Genomic DNA, 18,231 nt, shown 5'->3' on the forward strand with positions numbered 1-18,231 from the left:
TCTTCCGTGTCACGGAACGCGTGAGGCGCGTCCGGGCCGGATCAACCGCCGATCAGCTCAGGCCCTCACTGCTCGACGGCATGTCAGCCGTCGGAGTGTCGCGGAGCTCGGCCTGCGACAGACGACTGCGCACGGCGTCCTCCTCGACGACCGGGGTGCGGCTCAGCTCCGGACGTGGAACACCCGGAGTCTGGGCCTGCGGCGCCTCGCCCTCACCGTCGACGACCGGCTCGAACCAGACGGCCGACAGCTTCTGCATCGTCACGAGCGCCGAGTACGGCTGGCCGTGCCACGGCACGTCCTCCGCGACGATCTCGCCGAGGTTGCCCACGCCCGCGCCGCCGTACTGCTCCGCGTCGGTGTTGAGCACCTCGCGCCACACGCCCGGCCGCGGCAGACCGATGCGGTACTGGTGGTGCTCCATGCCGCTGAAGTTGACGACGGCGGCGAGCGTCGGCCGGTCACCGCGCTCGTCGGGCTTGCCGAACCGCAGGTAGGAGTAGGTGTTGCCGCTCGCGTCGTTGGCGTCGATCCAGGAGAAGCCCTCCCAGTCGTTGTCGAGTTCCCACAACGCCGGATGCGACGAGTACAGCTCGTTGAGGTCGCGGACGAGCGACTGCATGCCCTGGTGCGGCGCGTGGTCGAGCAGCCACCAGTCGAGGCTGCGGGAGTCGGCCCACTCGCTCTCCTGCGCGAACTCGCTGCCCATGAACAGCAACTGCTTGCCGGGGTGGCTCCACATGAACGCGTAGTAGGCGCGCAGGTTGGACAACTGCTCCCACCGGTCGCCCGGCATCTTGCGCAGCATCGAGCCCTTGCCGTAGACGACCTCGTCGTGGCTGATCGGCAGGACGAAGTTCTCGCTGTACGCGTACACCATCGAGAAGGTGATCTGGTGGTGGTGGTACTGCCGGTAGATCGGCGCGAGCTCGACGTAGCCGAGCGTGTCGTGCATCCAGCCCATGTTCCACTTGAGGCCGAAGCCCAGGCCGCCCATGTAGGTGGGCTTGGTGACGCCCGCCCAGCTCGTCGACTCCTCGGCGATGGTCACGGCGCCGGGGTAGCGGCGGTAGAGCGTCGCGTTGGTCTCCTGCAGCAGCTGCACGGCCTCGAGGTTCTCGCGGCCACCGAACTGGTTGGGGTACCACTCGCCGTCGTTGCGCGAGTAGTCGAGGTAGAGCATGGAGGCCACGGCGTCGACGCGCAGGCCGTCGATGTGGAACTCCTCGATCCAGTAGGAGGCGTTGGCCACGAGGAAGTTGCGTACCTGCGGGCGACCGAAGTCGAAGATGTAGGTGCCCCAGTCCTTGTGCTCGCCGCGCCGCGGGTCCGGGTGCTCGTAGAGCGGCTCGCCGTCGAAGCGACCGAGCGCGAACCCGTCCTTGGGGAAGTGCGCCGGGACCCAGTCGAGGATGACGCCGATGCCCTCCTGGTGGAGGCGGTCGACGAGGTGACGGAACTCGTCGGGAGAGCCGAACCGGGAGGTCGGTGCGTAGTACCCGGTGACCTGGTACCCCCAGCTCGGGCCGTAAGGGTGCTCGGCCACGGGCAGGAACTCGACGTGGGTGAACCCCAGGTCCTTGACGTAGTCGACCAGCTGTTCGGCGAGCTCGCGGTAGCTCAGCCCCTGACGCCAGGAGCCCAGATGCACCTCGTAGGTGCTCATCGGGCGGTTCTGCGGCTCGGCGTGACTCGAACGCTGCGCCAGCCAGTCGGAGTCGTTCCACTCGTAGTGCGACTCGGTGACGACCGAGGCCGTGGCGGGCGGGCACTCGGTGGCCCGGGCGAGAGGATCGGCCTTGGTGCGCCAGTAGCCGTCGCGGCCGAGGATCTCGTACTTGTACGTCGTGTTCTCGCCGACGCCGGGGATGAACAGCTCCCACACACCCGTGCTGCCGAGGGCACGCATCGGGTACGCCTGGCCGTTCCAGTTGTTGAACTCTCCGACGACGCGGATCGCGCGGGCGTTGGGCGCCCACACCGCGAACGAGGTGCCCCTGACCGGCCCGAGCTGACCGCCGGGATACTCGCGCACGTGGGAGCCGAGCACCTTCCACAGCTCCTCGTGGCGGCCCTCGCCGATGAGGTGCAGGTCGATGTCGCCGAGCGTGGGCCAGAAGCGGTAGGGGTCGTCCTGGCGCAGCTCGTCGCCGCCCTCATAGGTGACGAGGAGGCGGTAGTCGTCGACGCGGCCGTCGATGTGCGCCAGCCAGATGCCCTCGTGCTCGTGCACCATCTCGTGCCGCGGGCCGTCGGCGAGTTCGACGACGACGCTCTTGGCGAGCGGGCGCAGGGCGCGGATCGTCGTTCCGTCGCCGTGCGGGTGCGCACCGAGCACGCTGTGCGGGCTGCCGTGTCCGCCACGCACGAGGAGGTCGAGCTCGGGCAGGTGTACGTGGAGGGCCTCGGGGACGATCGCCCGCGGCACGGGATCCTCGGTCGTCTCCGTGACGGCCGCGCCGGCGGTCTCCGCCCCGCCTGCCACCTGGGCGCCGCTCAGGGTGTCACCGGTCGCCGACGACGAGGCGACGCGCACGGCCGTTCCCTCGGCGGGCGCCTGAGCCGGGGCGACGGTGGGCTCGGCCTGGCCTGACGTGCCGCCACCGGTGATGCCGTCGCCTCCGGCAGTCTCGGCAGGGCTGGTCTGGCGGGTGGGGTCGGTGGATTCGGACACCGGCGTCACGCTCCTTCGGACGATTGTGTCGTGCGGGTCGGTCGTGTCGTTCGTTTCGTGCGTGTCGTGGGGATGGGTCGTCTGCGTCTCCACGTGTGTGTCTTCAGTGGCCGACGCGTGCGACTCGCCCTCGTGTTCGGCTTCATAGGCCTCGCAGAGGGTGGCGACCGCCTCGGCCGGGATCGTCACCCACGCCGGGCGGTTGCGGGCCTCGTACGTCACCTCGTAGAGCGCCTTGTCGAGCTCGAGGGCACGCAGGAGCGCCGCGGACTGCGGGTCGCGGGGGTCCGAGCCGTGGGCGGCGTAACCGTCGAGGAAGGCCTCGCGAGCGGCGTCGGCCCAGGCCCGCCCCTCGGCGGCGGTCGGTCGAGCGGGGACCTCCTCGCCGCCGGTCGCCTCGGCGGGCTCGGCGGCCTCCTTGGCGAGCGTGCCCGCGACGTAGTCGAACGAGCGCAACATGCCCGCGACGTCGCGTAGGGCGAGGTCGGGCTCGAGGCGCTCGGCCATGGGGCGCAGCGGCTCGCCCTCGAAGTCGAGGACGACCCAACCCCGATCCGGCACGTCGAGCACCTGACCGAGGTGGTAATCGCCGTGGACCCGTTGCAGGTCGGGCCACTGCGCACGGATGCCGGCGGCCTCGACCCGGTCGACGCTCTCGGCGAGACCGGCGGGCTGGGGGTACTCGGCGAACGCGGTCTGCGCGCGCTCGCGGAAGCTGCGGGCCAGCGCCACGCGGTCGCTCTCCTCGGCCGGCCGCGTGGGCATGACCTCGGCGAGCGCGACGTGGATGCGCGCGGTGGCCTCGCCGAGGGCCCGGGCGCGCTCGGTGAAGTCCTCGCCCCGGCGGGCGGCGGCGAGCGCGACCCGCCAGGCGTCCTGCGTGCCCGGCAGAAACTCGCTGGCGAACGCGAACGGGCCCGTGGCCTGTGCGCCCTCGACCTCCGCGTCGAGCCAGACGCCGTCGATCGACCCGAGCGGTGCCGGCACGAGGGTGCTGCCGGCCCGGGCGAGCGCCGTTTGCAGGACGACGTCGGGGTTCTGGCCGTGCTGCAGCACTCGGAAGACCTTGCAGATCACCGGCGCCTCGCGGCCGTCGCCGGTGCGGGTGTCGATGATGATCGAGGTGTTCGACTGCTCGCCGCTGAGCACGCGGGAGGAGAGCACCTCGCGGGTGTCGGCCGGGTCGAGGGGACGACCGACGATCGAGGGGTCGGGTTCGTGCGAGATCGTCGCGTGTTGCGGCTGCTCCCGGCCGGTGAGGAGGCCGAGCAGCAGCGCGGCGTACACCGGGTCGTGCGGGGCGTCGTAGACGTACCGCAGGCCGAGCACGCTGTGCTCCATCGTGCCGATGAGCGCACGCTCGGCCCCGGTCAGCGGCTCGGGACGGTAGGTCACCGGCACCTGGTAGACGACCGGGTGCGGCCCGGAGTCGTCGGAGACGATCAGGGTCTCGACCCCGACCTCGCCGGCCGGGTCGTCGAGGCGGTACCCGCCGAGGCGCCGCAACTCGGGAGGCGTCGAGCTGCCGTACCAGCGTTGGAACGGCATCCACGCCGCGAGCAGCTCGAGCTTGGTCGGAAACAGGGCCGCGTCGTAGATCTTCGACATCACTGCACCTCCACCGCGAGCCAGAAGAAGTCCCGCGAGCCGAGGGTGAGGTGCACGCGACCGTCGTCGCCGACGCGGGGGAATCCCGATCCGCCGAAGAGGTCCTTGAGGGTCGCTCCCGCGAACCGCTCGGGCAGCTGCACCACCCCGGACTGGGGGCGGGAGGCGACGTTGTTGACGCAGAGCACGACCTCGTCGTCCTCGCCGCGATCGGTGGTCTCGCGGACGAACGCGAGGATCGCCTCGTTGTCGACCTCCTGCACCTCGAAGCTGCCGAGGCCGAACACCGGGTGCTGCTTGCGCATGTGCAACATGGCCCGCACCCAGTGCAGCAACGAACTCGAGTGCGCCATCTGTGCCTCGACGTTGACGTTGTTGTGGTGGTAGACGAGCGACTGGATCACCGGCAGGTAGAGCTTGCCGGGGTCGGCGGTGGAGAAGCCGGCGTTGCGATCCGGCGTCCACTGCATGGGCGTGCGCACCGCGTCGCGGTCCTCGAGCCAGATGTTCTCGCCCATGCCGATCTCGTCGCCGTAGTAGAGGTACGGCGAGCCCGGCAGCGAGAGCAGCAGCGCGTGCATGAGCTCGATCTCGGCGCGGCTGTTGTCGAGCAACGGCGCGAGCCGGCGGCGGATGCCGACGTTGGCGCGCATGCGCGGGTCGGGGGCGTACCAGGCGTACATCGCCGAACGCTCCTCGGGCGTGACCATCTCGAGCGTGAGCTCGTCGTGGTTGCGCAGGAACGTGCCCCACTGCGTGCCCTTGGGGATCGGCGGGGTCTCGGCGAGCACGTCGATGATCGGCGTCGCCTTCTCCTCACGCACCGCGCGGAACAGCCGCGGCATCACGGGGAAGTGGAAGCACATGTGGCATTCCGGGGCCTCCTCGGTGCCGAAGTAGTCGACGACCTCGTTCGGCATCTGGTTGGCCTCGGCCAACAGGATGCGCCCGGGGTACTCCTCGTCGACCATGCGGCGGATCTCCGCGACGTACTCGTGCGTCCGGGGGTGGTTCTCGCCGTTGTGGCCCTCCTCCTCGAAGAGGTAGGGGATGGCGTCGAGCCGGGCGCCGTCGACCCCGAGGTCCATCCAGAACCGGATGACGTCGAGGATCGCCTGGCGCACCTTGGGGTTCTCGAAGTTGAGGTCGGGCTGGTGGCTGAAGAACCGGTGCCAGAAGAACTGGCGCCGCACCGGGTCGAAGGTCCAGTTCGAGACCTCGGTGTCGACGAAGATGATGCGGGCGTCACCGTACTTGGTGTCGTCGTCGCTCCACACGTAGAAGTCGCCGTACGGGCCGTCGGGATCCGAACGGCTCGCCTGGAACCACGGGTGCTGGTCGCTGGTGTGGTTGACGGGGAAGTCGATGAGGATGCGGATGCCGCGTGCGTGCGCCTGGGTGATGAGCTCGGAGAACTCCGGCAGGGTGCCGAACTCCGGCAGCACGGCGGTGTAGTCGCTGATGTCGTACCCGCCGTCGCGCAGCGGGGAGGCGTAGAACGGCGGGATCCACAGGCAGTCGATACCGAGCCATTGGAGGTAGTCGAGCTTGCCGATGAGACCCGCGAAATCGCCGCTGCCGGAGCCCTTGGAATCGGCGAAGCCGCGCACGAGCGCCTCGTAGAACACGGCGGTGCGGAACCATTCCGGGTCGTAACCGACCCCTTGGCTCGAGGTGAGGCTGGTGGTCATCGGGTTCAGAACCTCCGGACGTGGATGATGTGCACCGGCTCGCCGTCGACGCCGAGGCGCACGTAGTCGTGCTCACCCCAGTGCCAGGACGCCCCGGTGATGAGGTCCTTCGCGATGAATCCCGAGCCGGGTTCGAGGCCCAGGGCCTCCATGTCGAGGTGCACGAAGGTCTCGCGGGTGCTGTGCGGGTCGAGGTTGGCCACGACGATGATCGTGTCCTCGGCGCCGCCCATGACGCGGCGCTTGGAGAAGCAGATCGTCGCGTCGTCGTCGGCGGTGTGCGCGTGGAAGTTGCGCAGGTGGTGCAGTGCCGGGTGGGCGCGGCGGATGTCGTTGAGCGTGCGCAGGTAGTCGGCCATCCAGAGCTGACCCTCGCGGTCGCCGCCCGGGGCGTACCGCTCCCATTCCCGGTTCTTGAACTGGTACTTCTCGTTGTCGATCTGCTCCTCGGCACCCGGTCGCGGCACGGCCTCCATGAGCTCGTAGCCGGCGTAGATGCCGTAGGTGGGCACGAGCGTCGCGGCGAGCGCGGCGCGCAGCTTCCAGCCCGTCGGGCCGCCGAACTGCATGAACGGCGTGAGGATGTCGTGGGTCGTCGGCCAGAAGCTCGGCCGCATGTACGCCGCCGCCGGCCCGGAGAGCTCCTCCATGTACTCGAGCAGCTCGGCCTTCTCGTTGCGCCAGGCGTAGTACGTGTAGCTCTGCTGGAACCCGGTCTTGGCGAGCGTCGCCATCATCGCGGGCTTGGTGAACGCCTCGGCGAGCCAGATGACGTCGGGGTGCTGCTTCGCGACGTCGGCGATGAGCCACTGCCAGAACTGCACGGGCTTGGTGTGGGGGTTGTCGACCCGGAAGATCTTGACGCCGTGGTCGATCCACACCTGCACCACGCGGCGCATCTCGGCGTAGATGCCGGCCGGGTCGTTGTCGAAGTTCAGGGGGTAGATGTCCTGGTACTTCTTGGGCGGGTTCTCGGCGTAGGCGATCGTGCCGTCGGCCCTCGTGGTGAACCACTCCGGGTGCTCGGTGACCCACGGGTGGTCGGGCGCGCACTGCAGGGCGAGGTCGAGGGCGACCTCGAGACCGAGTTCGCCGGCGCGCGCGACGAACGCATCGAAGTCCTCGAACGTGCCGAGGCTGGGCTCGATCGCGTCGTGCCCACCGTCCTTGCTGCCGATCGCGTACGGGCTGCCCGGATCCTCCGGGCCGGCGTTCAGGGTGTTGTTCGGGCCCTTGCGGTTGATCGTGCCGATGGGGTGGATCGGGGTGAGGTAGATGACGTCGAACCCCATGTCGGCGACGGCCGGCAGACGCTCCGCGGCCGTGCGCAGGGTGCCGGTGACCCACCGACCGGCGGCCTCGTCGTAGTAGCAGCCCTCGGAACGCGGGAAGAACTCGTACCACGCGCCGTAGAGGGCGCGCTCGCGCTCGACGAGCAGGTGATAGTCCGTGCTGGGGGAGACGAAGTCGCGCAGGGGGGTGGTGACGAGCTCGTGCTCGACGTCGCTCGCGATGCCCGCACCCAGGCGCTCGCTCACGCTCAGGCCGGTGTCGCGCAGCGTCTCGACGGCGCGGGCGAGCATGCGGCGGGCGTCCTCGGAGCGGTCGACCTCGTCGATCGCGCGCTCGATCATGCGCGCGCCCTCCTCGAGCATGACCTCGACGTCGACCCCGGCCTCGATCTTGATCGTCGCGTCGTGCTCCCACGTGGCGTACGGGTCGGACCAGCCCTCGACCCGGAACGTCCACATGCCGGTGCGGCCGGCGCGGATCGAGGCGTCCCACAGACTCAGGCCGACGTTGCGGCACGTCATCGGCACGACGTGCTCCTCCCCGTCGGGATCGGTGAGGACGACGGAGGCGTTGACGGCGTCGTGCCCCTCGCGGAACACCTCGGCCGAGACGACGATGTCCTCGTCCACCACCGCGGCGGTGGGATAGGCACCGCCGTCGACGACGGGTTGCACGTTCATCACGGGGATGCGGCCGAGGGGCCGCTGCCCGGCTGCGTCGAGGACGGAGGACGTGGGAATCGAGGTCGTGGTTCTCACGAGCCCGAAACTATCGGGTTCGGCGCCCGCGTGCAGCGGAGGTTCGCTGCGTGGCATGTGCCGTGGCCCGTCGGGCACCCGCCGAGCACTCGGGCACCGTGGCCGAACGCCCCCGCGCGGCGCGGCGACGCTCAGCCCTGTCGGTCGGCGACGTAGACCCGCATCGAGTCGGCCGTGATCGGCACGACCTCACCCGGTGCGTGGACGATCTCCTCACCGGAGTCGGGGCGTTCCCACACGCTGTCCCACACCAGCCGGAACCCGCCACCGGTCAGCGGCGGGAGACGGACCTCCTCGTCGCTGGCCTTGCCCTGGAACACGAGCAGCAGCGTGCGGGCGTCGACGTCGTCGCCGATGAGGAACATCTGCAGCACGCGGCACCGTGGGTCCTGCCACGCCGCCGCCGTCATCTTCTCGCCGTAACGGCCGTACCAGAGCACGTCGACGATGCCGTCGCCGGATTCGGGGGTGGGCACGAAGAACGACGGTTGCCGCAGCACGCGGTGCTCTCGTCGCAACCCGAGCAGGAACTGCGTGGTCGCGAGCAGATCGCGGCGGGAGGGCCCCAGATCCCAGTCGAGCCACGAGGTCTCGTTGTCCTGGCAGTACGCGTTGTTGTTGCCACGCTGAGTGCGGCCGAACTCGTCGCCGGCGCAGATCATCGGGGTGCCGGTGGCGAGCAGCGTCGTCGCGAGCAGGTTGCGCACCGAACGCCGGCGCCGGGCGAGCACCGTCTGGTCGGAGGTGAGGCCCTCGACGCCGTGGTTCCACGAGCGGTTGTCGCCGTGCCCGTCGCGGTTGAGTTCGCCGTTGGGCTCGTTGTGCTTGCGTTCGTAGGCCGTCGTGTCGGCGAGGGTGTACCCGTCGTGGGAGGCGACGTAATTGATGGAGGCCGACGGGCCGCGGTCGCCGGAGTGGAAGAGATCCTGACTGCCCGAGAGGCGGGTCGCGAGCTCGTCCACCCCGTGCCCGTTCTCCGAGGTCGTGGCCACGTCGGGCAGCCAGAAGGTGCGCACCGTGTCGCGGAACCGGTCGTTCCACTCGCAGAACGGCGGCGGGAACTGGCCCGTGCGCCACCCTTGCATGCCGATGTCCCACGGTTCGGCGATGTGCTTGAGCCGTGCCAGCACCGGGTCGGTGCGCAGGGCCACGAAGAACGCGTGGTCGGCGTTGAAGTCGTCCTGCGGCCCCCGCGCGAGGGCGACCGCGAGGTCGTAGCGGAACCCGTCGACGCCGCACTCGCCCGCCCAGTACCGCAACGAGTCGAGCACCATGCCGCAGACGTAGGGATTGCGCAGGTCGACGGTGTTGCCGCAGCCCGTCACGTCGACGTTGTGGCCCCAGTCGTCCAGGCGGTAGTACGACGCCGAGTCGATGCCGCGCCAGCACACCGTGGGCCCGTCGTGGCCCTGCTCGCACGTGTGGTTGAAGACGACGTCGAGGATGACCTCGATGCCGTGCTCGTGCATCGTGCGCACCATCGCCCGGAACTCCTCGACCACCCCGGCCGGATCGTCGGCCACCGCGTACGCGGCGTGCGGGGCGAAGAAGCTCAGGGTGTTGTAACCCCAGTAGTTGTGCATGCCCTTCTCGGCGAGGTGCCGCTCGTCCATGAACGCGTGGACGGGCAGCAACTCGAGGGTGGTCACGCCCAGCTCCCGCAGATGCCGCAGGAACTCCGGGTGGGCGAGGCCGGCGTAGGTGCCGCGCAACTCCTCGGGGATGCCGGGGTGCCGCAGTGTGGCGCCGCGTACGTGCGCCTCGTAGATCACGGTGTGGGTCCACGGGACCCGCCGGCGCTGCACGAGCGCGGCCTTCGACGGTGCGACGACCACCGAGCGGGCCATGACCCCGGCACTGTCGCGATGATCGCGCACGTCGGAGCTGCCGGCGAACCGATCGTCGACCTCGTGCGCGAACAGCTCCGGGCTCCAGCGGGGCACGCCGTCGATCGCGCGGGCGTACGGGTCGAGCAGCAGCTTCGCCGGATTGTGTCGCAGCCCGTGCGACGGGCGCCACGGCCCGTGCACCCGGTAGCCGTACCGCTGACCGGGTCCGACGTCCGGCAGATGGGTCGACCACACGTGATGCACGCGGTCACGCATCGGGACACGCCGCTCGGTGCTGCCGTCGACGTCGCCCTCGTCGAAGAGGCACAGCTCCACGGCGTCGGCGTGTGCGGCGAACAGCGCGAACGTCGTGCCCTCGTCGTCGGCCGTGGCGCCGAGGGGAGGGGCGATGTCGCGGTGGGGTCGCATTGTTCCAGGCTACGGCGCTGCCCACCCTCGCCGAGACGGACTTCGACCGGCTCACCCGGGTATTTCGCCGTGGCACTTCAGAGACCGGGCCGATCCTCGCTACCGTTGACCCATGACCGACCCGACTTCTCTGCCCAACTTCCCCCCGCCGGCCGACGACCACCCGCTGCGTGGGCGCGTGCTCGACGCGCTCCAGGACGAGGGCTTCCGTCCCGACATCGACGGCGACGGCGATGTCAGCTTCAAGGTCGAGGGCCAGCAGCTCTTCGTCCACTGCGCCGAGGGCGAGGTGCCCGTGATGCGGGTCTTCGGCCAGTGGCAGATCGGCGAGGACCTCCCGGTCGACGAGATGCTGCGGCTCCGCAACGCCAACGACCTCTCGCTGCGCCTCAACATCGTCAAGGTCGGCGTCAACAACGGCACGCTCGTCGTCACCGCCGAGCACATCGTCGGCCCCGGTGCCGACATCCGCAGCCTGCTGCAGATCAGCACGCAGCTCGTGCTCACCGCCGTGCAGTTCTGGCACCAGATGATGCTGGGCCAGGACGTGTTCGGCGACGAGATGCCGCCCGAGCAGGCCTGATCCACACCTCGAGTGGGCCGGTCCGCGACGCGCGGGCCGGCCCTTCGTCGTCCACGAACGCCCGTCGGCGAGACCCGCCGCGCCCGCTGCCAGGGCCGCCATGTGGGCTGCGCCACCCGGGCCCACGCTTGGGCCGTGAGGTGAGGCTCAGTAGAGTCGGACCGGAGTTCCCTCGACGATCTGCGGGTCCCGGCGCGCGATTCACGCGATGCCCATCCCGGGTCTCGGGGGAGGCGCGACGCGCCGACCAGACCAGCAGCACCGAAGGAGAGGGCGCCACATGAACATCGTCGTCTGCGTCAAGTACGTACCGGACGCACAGGGTGACCGCACGTTCGAGGACTCCGACCACACCGTCGACCGCGACAGCGTCGACGGTCTGCTGTCCGAGCTCGACGAGTACGCCGTCGAAGAGGCCCTGAAGATCAAGGAATCCGGCGAGGGCGAGGTCACCGTGCTCACCGTGGGCCCGGCTGGCGCCGCCGACGCCGTCAAGAAGTCCCTGCAGATGGGAGCCGACAAGGGCGTCCACGTCACCGACGACGCGATCGCCGGCTCCGACGCCGCCGCCACGTCGCTTGTGCTGGCCGAGGCCATCAAGAAGTGCGGAGACGTCGACCTCGTCATCACCGGCATGGCCTCCACCGACGGCACCATGTCGGTCGTCCCCGCCATGCTCGCCGAGCGCCTCGGCCTCCCGCAGGTGACCTTCGCCTCCGAGGTCACTCTCGACGGCTCCGCCGTCACCATCCGCCGCGACGGTGACGTCGCCACCGAGATCATCAGCTCCAGCCTGCCCGCCGTCATCTCGGTCACCGACCAGATCAACGAACCGCGGTACCCCTCGTTCAAGGGCATCATGGCCGCGAAGAAGAAGCCGGTCGAGACGTGGTCGCTCTCCGACATCGGCGTCGACGCCGGCCAGGTCGGCCTCGACAACGCCTGGACCAAGGTGCTCGACACCAAGAAGCGCCCCCCGCGCGAACAGGGCCTCATCGTCACCGACGACGGCAGCGGCGGCGCCGTGCTCGCCCAGTTCCTCGCCATGCAGAAGTTCGTCTGAGCAGCCTCGACCGGTAGAAGGAGAAAGACATGTCCGAAGTTCTCGTCCTGGTCGACCACGTCGACGGAGACGTCCGCAAGACCACCGCCGAACTGCTCACCCTCGCCAAGCGCATCGGCGAGCCCTCCGCGGTGTTCATCGGCGACGGGTTCGACTCCGCCAAGGAATACCTCGCCTCCTACGGCGCCGAGAAGATCTACCGCGTCGAGAGCGCCGACATCAGCGACTACCTCGTCGCCCCCGTCGCCGAAGTCCTCGCCCAGATCGCCGAGAAGGCCACGCCGGCCGCGATCCTGCTCTCCAGCTCACCGCACGGCAAGGAGATCGCCGCCCGCCTCTCCATCAAGCTCGACTCCGGACTCATCACCGACGCCGTCGACATCCGCGCCGGAGGCGACGGCATCGAGACCACGCAGTCCGTCTTCGCCGGCGGCTGGACCGTCGACGCGACCGTCACCACCGGCACGCCGATCATCACCGTCAAGCCCAACTCCTGCAGCCCCGAGCAAGCCACCGGCGCAGCCGCCGACGAGACCGTCGACGTCACCATCTCCGACGCCGCCAAGGCCGCCAAGATCACGGAGCGCCGCGAAAAGGAGACCACCGGCCGCCCCGAACTCACCGAAGCCGCCATCGTCGTCTCCGGCGGCCGCGGCACGGCCGGCGACTTCAGCCCCGTCGAAGCGTTCGCCGACACCCTCGGCGCCGCCGTCGGCGCCTCCCGCGCCGCCGTCGACGCCGGCTGGTACCCCCACACCAGCCAGGTCGGCCAGACCGGCAAGCAGGTCTCACCCCAACTCTACGTCGCCTGCGGCATCTCCGGCGCCATCCAACACCGCGCCGGCATGCAGACCTCCAAGACGATCATCGCCATCAACAAGGACGAAGAAGCCCCCATCTTCGAACTCGTCGACTTCGGCGTCGTCGGCGACCTCTTCACGGTCCTCCCCCAGGCCACCGAGGCGGTCAAGGCAAACCGCGGCTGACTCACGCGCTGGCCGCGGGGACGCGGCTTCGCCGCGGCGTCCTTGTTGTTCCGCCGATTCAAGACTCGCTTCGCTCGTCGAATCGGCGGCGAAAACACGAAACCCCTGTCACTCGCTCATCGGGTGCAGGGGTTTCGTGTTTTCGGGGCGCCGGGTCGCGGGTCTCTCGCGGTTCCGGTGTGCCTGTGTTTCGGCGCGCTTCGGGGGCTGTGATTCGGCGGGCTTCGCGCGGGCGGGTGCGTTCGAGTCCGGGCGTTCGAGTCCGGGCGTTCGGAGGTGGGCGTCCCGGGGAGGCGGGGGTCGGCGCGCCCGCTGTGCCTCCCACAACGCTCAGACAGGCGCTTTCACCCGGACCTGCGGGACCGAACCGCCTGTCTGAGCGTTCGAGTGCGATGCCGCGAGAGGCCGGTGTTGGCAGCACTGAGCCCCGACGGAGTCGGGGGTCGTCGTCGGGGCTCAGTGGATCAGGGGACTGCCGGGTTCACCTCTCGGCAGGTAAATGAAAAGTACATCAACTCCCTCGACGCTCGCACGCCGACTCCCGAAATCCGTGTCCGCCGGCGCGCCGAGACAGCCGCCGTTTCCGGCCCTTCCGGGACACGGTGCTCGCGTCGGGGGAGCGTGGGCCGGAAACGGCGGCTGTCTCGGCGATCCACCCAGGCCGAGGTTGTGCCCAGGAGACGGCCGTAGACTCCTCGGGTGACGCGACGACCGACCTACCTCGACCACGGAGCCACCACCACGGTGCGGCCCGAAGCCGTCGACGCCATGACGCGCGAACTCGCCCACACCGGCAACCCGTCCTCCCTGCACGGCCCCGGCCGCGCCGCCCGCACCCGGCTCGAGGAGCACCGCGAGGCCATCGCCGACGCTCTCGGCGCGACCCCCTCTGAGGTGATCTTCACCTCCGGCGGCACCGAATCCGACAACCTCGCCGTGGTCGGCACCTACCGCCGCCGCCACCGCGAGAACCCGGCACGAACCCGCGTGCTCGTCAGCGCCCTCGAGCACCCCGCCGTCATCGACGCCGTCGAACACCTCGTCGAGCACGAGGGAGCCCTGGCGACGTGGGTCGAGTGCGACTCCGACGGCATCGTCAGCCCCACCGCTCTGGCCGCGGCGATCGACGCCGACGGCGGGCCCGACACCGTCGCCCTCGTGACGATCATGTGGGTCAACAACGAGATCGGGGTCGTCCAGGACGTTCCCGCCCTCGCCGCGACCGCGCACGCGCACGGCATCCCGTTCCACAGCGACGCCGTCCAGGCCGTCGGCCACGTGCCGATGCACTTCGCCGACTCCGGCGTCGACCTCATGACCGTCACCGGGCACAAGCTCGGAGGCCCGCCCGGCATCGGACTCCTGCTCGCGCGGCGCGACGCACCCATCGATGCCACCTCGTACGGCGGAGGGCAGGAACGCAAGATCCGCAGCGGCACCCTCGCCACGCATCTGGTGGCCGGCCTGGCCGCAGCCATCGCGCTCGCGACGGCCGAGTGCGAGGCCGAGGGAGAGCGGCTCATGCACCTGCGCGACGCGCTCATCACCGGAATCCTCGAGCGGGTCCCCGGCACCGTCGTCACCGGTGCGTGGGAGCCGGGAGACCGGTTGCGACGCAGCCCGACCAACGCCCACGTGCTCGTGCCCGAATGCGAGGGCGACTCGCTGCTGTTCCTGCTCGACGCCGCCGGCATCGCCTGCTCCACGGGGTCGGCCTGTCACGCCGGCGTGCCCCGCCCGAGTCACGTCGTGCTCGCCCTCGGCCACCCGGAGGACATGGCGTCGGGAGCCATCCGCCTCACCCTCGGACACGACACGACCGAGGACGACGTCCAGGCCGTGCTCGACGTCATCGGCGACTGTGTCGAGCGTGCCCAACGGGCCTGGCGGGCCGGGCAGGCGAGGCGGGCGGGCTGATGCGCATCGTCGCCGCGATGAGCGGGGGCGTCGACTCGGCCGTGGCCGCGGCGCGCATGCTGGATGCCGGGCACGACGTCGTCGGCGTCCACCTCGCGCTCTCGCGCAGCGCCGCGACGCTGCGTGAATCGGCCCGCGGGTGCTGCACGATCGAGGACTCCGGAGACGCGCGGCGGGTCGCCGACAAGCTCGGAATCCCGTTCTACGTATGGGATCTCGCCGACGCCTTCCAACGCGACGTCGTCGACGACTTCGTCGAGGAGTACGCCGCCGGCCGCACCCCCAACCCGTGTCTGCGCTGCAACGAACGCATCAAGTTCGCCGCGCTCGCCGACAAGGCCGTCGCTCTCGGTTTCGACGGCGTCGCCACCGGCCACTACGCGCGCATCGTCGAGCCCGACGACCCGCAGAATACGACGGGCCGCCGCGAGCTGCACCGCGCCGTCGACGACGCCAAGGACCAGTCCTACGTGCTCGGAGTCATGGACGAGGCTCAGCTCGCCGCCGCGCACTTTCCGCTCGGCGATACGACCAAGCCGGAGATCCGCGAAGAGGCGGCCGCTCGGGGCTTCGCGGTCGCCAAGAAGCCCGACAGCTACGACATCTGCTTCATCGCCGACGGCGACACCCGCGGCTTTCTCGCCAGCCACCTGGGCGAACGCCCCGGGGACATCGTCGACGTCGACGGCGAGGTCGTCGGCACGCACGGCGGGGCCTACGGCTACACGGTGGGCCAGCGGAAGGGACTGGCGTTGCAGCGTCCGTCCGCCGACGGCCGCCCGCGGTACGTCGTCGACACCGATGTCGCCATGAACACCGTGGTCGTCGGTCCCGAGGCGCTGCTCGGCATCGACGTCATCGTCGGCGACCGGGCCCGCTGGTGCGGACCGCCGCCGCAGGGCCGCGTCACCGTAGGTGCGCAGGTGCGCGCTCACGGCCGGGAACTCCCCGCCACCGCCGAGGCCGGGCCCGACGGGGAGGTCGTCGTCCACCTGCAGCACCGGGAGCGGGGCGTCGCCGCCGGTCAGTCCGTCGTGCTCTACGACGGCACCCGCGTCGTCGGGTCCGCGACGATCACGCACACTCGCCGGCTCTCCTGAGGTTCGGCCGATCCTCGACGTGACCTGCGTCGCGCCATCCCCGGGAGTCCTTGACGGCCCTCGTGGTTACCGATGAGTATTGATGCGAGTCGCGGCCGACCGAGGTCGCTCACCGAGGCCGGCGAGTTCCGGTGTTCGAGCCAATGTCAGGGAGCCGATCATGTTGCGCACCACGTACACCGAGGACCACGAGGCGTTCCGGGGGTCCGCGAGGGAGTTCGTCGAGCGCGTCCTCGCCCCGCGGGCCGAGGAGATGATCCGCGAGAAGACGATCCCCCGCGACATCTGGCTCGAAGCCGGTCGTCAGGGATTCTTCGGCCTCTCGATCCCCGAGCAGTACGGCGGTGCGGGCGCCGACGACTACCGCTTCAACGCGGTCCTCGCCGAGGAGTTCTCACACTTCAACGCGGCGACGTCGTCGTGCTTCGGCATCCACTCCGACATCTGCGCGCCGTACATCGTCGACCTCGGCACCGAGGAGCAGAAACAGCGGTGGCTGCCGGCGATCGCGTCGGGGGAGAAGATCATCTCGATCGGCATGACCGAGCCCTCCGGTGGCTCCGACCTGGCCGCTCTCAAGTCCACCGCGGTGCGCGCCGACGACGGCTCCGGTGACTGGATCATCAACGGCAGTAAGACCTTCATCACCAATGGCCATCAGTGCGACCTCGCGATCGTCGCCGTGCGCACGGATCCGACGAAGGGCGCCAAGGGCATCACCCTGTTCGTCCTCGAGGCCGGCATGGCGGGCTTCACCAAGGGCACGAAGCTCGACAAGGTCGGGCAGGTCGAGTCCGACACTGCCGAGCTGTTCTTCGACGACGTGCGGGTCTCCGACGAGTTCCGCCTCGGCCCCGAGGGCATGGGCTTCATCGCGATGATGCAGCACCTGCCGCAGGAGCGCATCGGGGCCGCGGTCTCGAACACCGCTCACGCCGCACAGATCCTGCGCGAGACCATCGCCTACACCAAGGAGCGCAAGGCCTTCGGTCAGCCGATCGGCTCGTTCCAGCACAACAAGTTCCTCGTGGCCGAGCTCGTCACCAAGATCGAGGTCACCCAGGCGTTCGTCGACGCGTGCGTCGCCCTCCACGCCGAGGGCAGGCTCAGCCCCACCGACGCGGCCAAGGCCAAGTGGTGGAGTTCCGACGTGCAGGGCGAGGTGCTCGACGCGTGCGTGCAACTCCACGGCGGCTACGGATTCATGAACGAGTACCGGGTCGCGCGAGCCTGGCGCGACGCCCGCGTCACCCGCATCTGGGCGGGGTCGAACGAGATCATGAAGGAGCTCATCGGGCGCGAGCTCGGTCTGTGACCCTCTGGTCGGCTGCGCCAGTGATGTACTGATACAAGTACGAGTCCTAGGTCGGGTTCTCGGCGAAGAACCCGCCGGTGCCTCCGGTGTGCCAGTACAAGATCGGCGCCTCGGTGTTCGCTCCGTCGTCGATCCCGGCGAGGAGGCCCGCGAAGGCCTTGGCGGTGTAGGTCTGCTCCAGCATGAGGCCGAACCGCGACGCCGCAAGGGCGGCCGCGGCCCGACCGGCCTCGGTGGGAACGCCGTAACCCCCGCCGAGCCGGCCGTCGTCGAGAACGTAGTTGTCCCGTCGGGAGACCCCGACGTGGGGCAGCATCTCCTCGAGCAGCGCGTCGACGCGCTTTCGGGCCTCGTCCGCGCCGTGGAGCACCGAGACTCCGACGACCTGCGTCGGCACGTCGTGAACCCACGTCCCGGCGATGATGCCGGCCAGGGTGCCGAGCGATCCGGCTGCCACGACCATGCGATGAGGCAACCGCGCCCGGCCCACCTGCGTCACCACCTCGCCGACGGCGTCGATGTACGTGAGGGCCCCGATGGCGCTCGACCCGCCCAGCGGGACGAGGTACGGGATCTCTCCGCGCGCTCGCAGCTCATCGGCCCGCGCCTGCATCGCGAGCCACATCTCGTCCTCGCCGCGTACGCCCGGAAAGTGCAGACGCGCCCCGAGCAGGTGGTCGACGCGTTGGTTGCCCACGACGTGCGGCGGGCGATCGCCGATGAAGAACAACTCGACGTCGAACCCCGCCATGCGGCCGGCCACGGCGGTGAGCGCGCAGTGGTTCGACTGCGGGCCGCCCCACGTCAGCACGGTGCTCGCGCCGCGGGCACGGGCGTCGGTGAGCAGGGCCCGGAGTTTACGAACCTTGTTGCCGCCGAACCCGACTCCGCACAGGTCCTCACGCTTGACGAGCAGCGGAGGGCGATCTGCGCCGAGCTCGAACGTCTGGAGCGGGGTGGGAAAGAGGCCGAACGTCGTCATGGA

11 protein-coding genes are annotated in these 18,231 nt (G+C 69.9%); 6 read left to right on the forward strand and 5 right to left on the reverse strand.

The features are described 5' to 3' along the window. Positions 1–52 precede the first annotated feature (52 nt). From glgB to glgX, 4 genes are all read right to left on the reverse strand, one after another. Positions 53–4,282 (reverse strand): 1,4-alpha-glucan branching protein GlgB, encoded by a 4,230-nt coding sequence (gene glgB, locus BN1197_RS08265; RefSeq protein ID WP_245851858.1) that lies wholly within the window; start codon positions 4,280–4,282, stop codon positions 53–55. Continuing rightward, positions 4,282–5,973 carry a maltose alpha-D-glucosyltransferase gene (gene treS, locus BN1197_RS08270; protein WP_040158314.1) on the reverse strand — a complete coding sequence of 564 codons (1,692 nt, stop codon included), beginning with the start codon at positions 5,971–5,973 and terminating at the stop codon, positions 4,282–4,284. Before treS ends, glgB begins: the two co-directional genes overlap by 1 nt. Positions 5,974–5,978: 5 nt before the next feature. Continuing rightward, positions 5,979–8,024, reverse strand: coding sequence for an alpha-1,4-glucan--maltose-1-phosphate maltosyltransferase (locus BN1197_RS08275; RefSeq protein WP_052466392.1), 2,046 nt, complete (start codon positions 8,022–8,024; stop codon positions 5,979–5,981). A 131-nt stretch (positions 8,025–8,155) separates the two neighbouring features. Beyond that, positions 8,156–10,282: a glycogen debranching protein GlgX gene (gene glgX / locus BN1197_RS08280; RefSeq protein WP_040158316.1), complete on the reverse strand. Its 2,127-nt coding sequence runs from the start codon at positions 10,280–10,282 to the stop codon at positions 8,156–8,158. Between the two features lie 112 nt (positions 10,283–10,394). Between glgX and BN1197_RS08285 the strand changes: the two genes are divergently transcribed. From BN1197_RS08285 to BN1197_RS08310, 6 genes are all read left to right on the forward strand, one after another. Then, on the forward strand, positions 10,395–10,865 hold the full coding sequence (locus tag BN1197_RS08285; RefSeq protein WP_040158318.1) for a hypothetical protein: 471 nt from the start codon (positions 10,395–10,397) through the stop codon (positions 10,863–10,865). A 280-nt stretch (positions 10,866–11,145) separates the two neighbouring features. Next, positions 11,146–11,928 (forward strand): electron transfer flavoprotein subunit beta/FixA family protein, encoded by a 783-nt coding sequence (locus tag BN1197_RS08290; RefSeq protein WP_040158320.1) that lies wholly within the window; start codon positions 11,146–11,148, stop codon positions 11,926–11,928. Positions 11,929–11,957: 29 nt separating this feature from the next. After that, positions 11,958–12,914, forward strand: a complete 957-nt coding sequence (locus tag BN1197_RS08295; RefSeq protein ID WP_040158322.1) for an electron transfer flavoprotein subunit alpha/FixB family protein — start codon at positions 11,958–11,960, stop codon at positions 12,912–12,914. A gap of 699 nt (positions 12,915–13,613) precedes the next feature. Beyond that, positions 13,614–14,831 (forward strand): cysteine desulfurase family protein, encoded by a 1,218-nt coding sequence (locus BN1197_RS08300; RefSeq protein ID WP_040158324.1) that lies wholly within the window; start codon positions 13,614–13,616, stop codon positions 14,829–14,831. After that, positions 14,831–15,931: a tRNA 2-thiouridine(34) synthase MnmA gene (gene mnmA / locus BN1197_RS08305; RefSeq protein ID WP_040158326.1), complete on the forward strand. Its 1,101-nt coding sequence runs from the start codon at positions 14,831–14,833 to the stop codon at positions 15,929–15,931. Before BN1197_RS08300 ends, mnmA begins: the two co-directional genes overlap by 1 nt. A gap of 160 nt (positions 15,932–16,091) precedes the next feature. After that, positions 16,092–17,246 (forward strand): acyl-CoA dehydrogenase family protein, encoded by a 1,155-nt coding sequence (locus BN1197_RS08310; protein WP_040158328.1) that lies wholly within the window; start codon positions 16,092–16,094, stop codon positions 17,244–17,246. Between the two features lie 46 nt (positions 17,247–17,292). Here the strand turns inward: BN1197_RS08310 and BN1197_RS17070 are convergent, their stop codons facing one another. Then, positions 17,293–18,228 carry a 1-aminocyclopropane-1-carboxylate deaminase/D-cysteine desulfhydrase gene (locus BN1197_RS17070; RefSeq protein ID WP_052466257.1) on the reverse strand — a complete coding sequence of 312 codons (936 nt, stop codon included), beginning with the start codon at positions 18,226–18,228 and terminating at the stop codon, positions 17,293–17,295. Positions 18,229–18,231: the final 3 nt, after the last annotated feature.

The sequence above is a fragment of the Mobilicoccus massiliensis genome, assembly GCF_000826525.2.
GTDB classification, from domain to species: domain Bacteria; phylum Actinomycetota; class Actinomycetes; order Actinomycetales; family Dermatophilaceae; genus Mobilicoccus; species Mobilicoccus massiliensis.

Excerpts from the sequence above, each read along its gene's own strand:
- BN1197_RS08285 (WP_040158318.1), top strand. The coding sequence starts at position 10,395 with ATGACCGACCCGACTTCTCTGCCCAACTTCCCCCCGCCGGCCGACGAC.
- glgB (WP_245851858.1), bottom strand. The coding sequence starts at position 4,282 with ATGTCGAAGATCTACGACGCGGCCCTGTTTCCGACCAAGCTCGAGCTG.
- treS (WP_040158314.1), bottom strand. The coding sequence starts at position 5,973 with ATGACCACCAGCCTCACCTCGAGCCAAGGGGTCGGTTACGACCCGGAA.
- BN1197_RS08310 (WP_040158328.1), top strand. The coding sequence starts at position 16,092 with ATGTTGCGCACCACGTACACCGAGGACCACGAGGCGTTCCGGGGGTCC.
- BN1197_RS17070 (WP_052466257.1), bottom strand. The coding sequence starts at position 18,228 with ATGACGACGTTCGGCCTCTTTCCCACCCCGCTCCAGACGTTCGAGCTC.
- mnmA (WP_040158326.1), top strand. The coding sequence starts at position 14,831 with ATGCGCATCGTCGCCGCGATGAGCGGGGGCGTCGACTCGGCCGTGGCC.
- BN1197_RS08290 (WP_040158320.1), top strand. The coding sequence starts at position 11,146 with ATGAACATCGTCGTCTGCGTCAAGTACGTACCGGACGCACAGGGTGAC.
- BN1197_RS08295 (WP_040158322.1), top strand. The coding sequence starts at position 11,958 with ATGTCCGAAGTTCTCGTCCTGGTCGACCACGTCGACGGAGACGTCCGC.
- glgX (WP_040158316.1), bottom strand. The coding sequence starts at position 10,282 with ATGCGACCCCACCGCGACATCGCCCCTCCCCTCGGCGCCACGGCCGAC.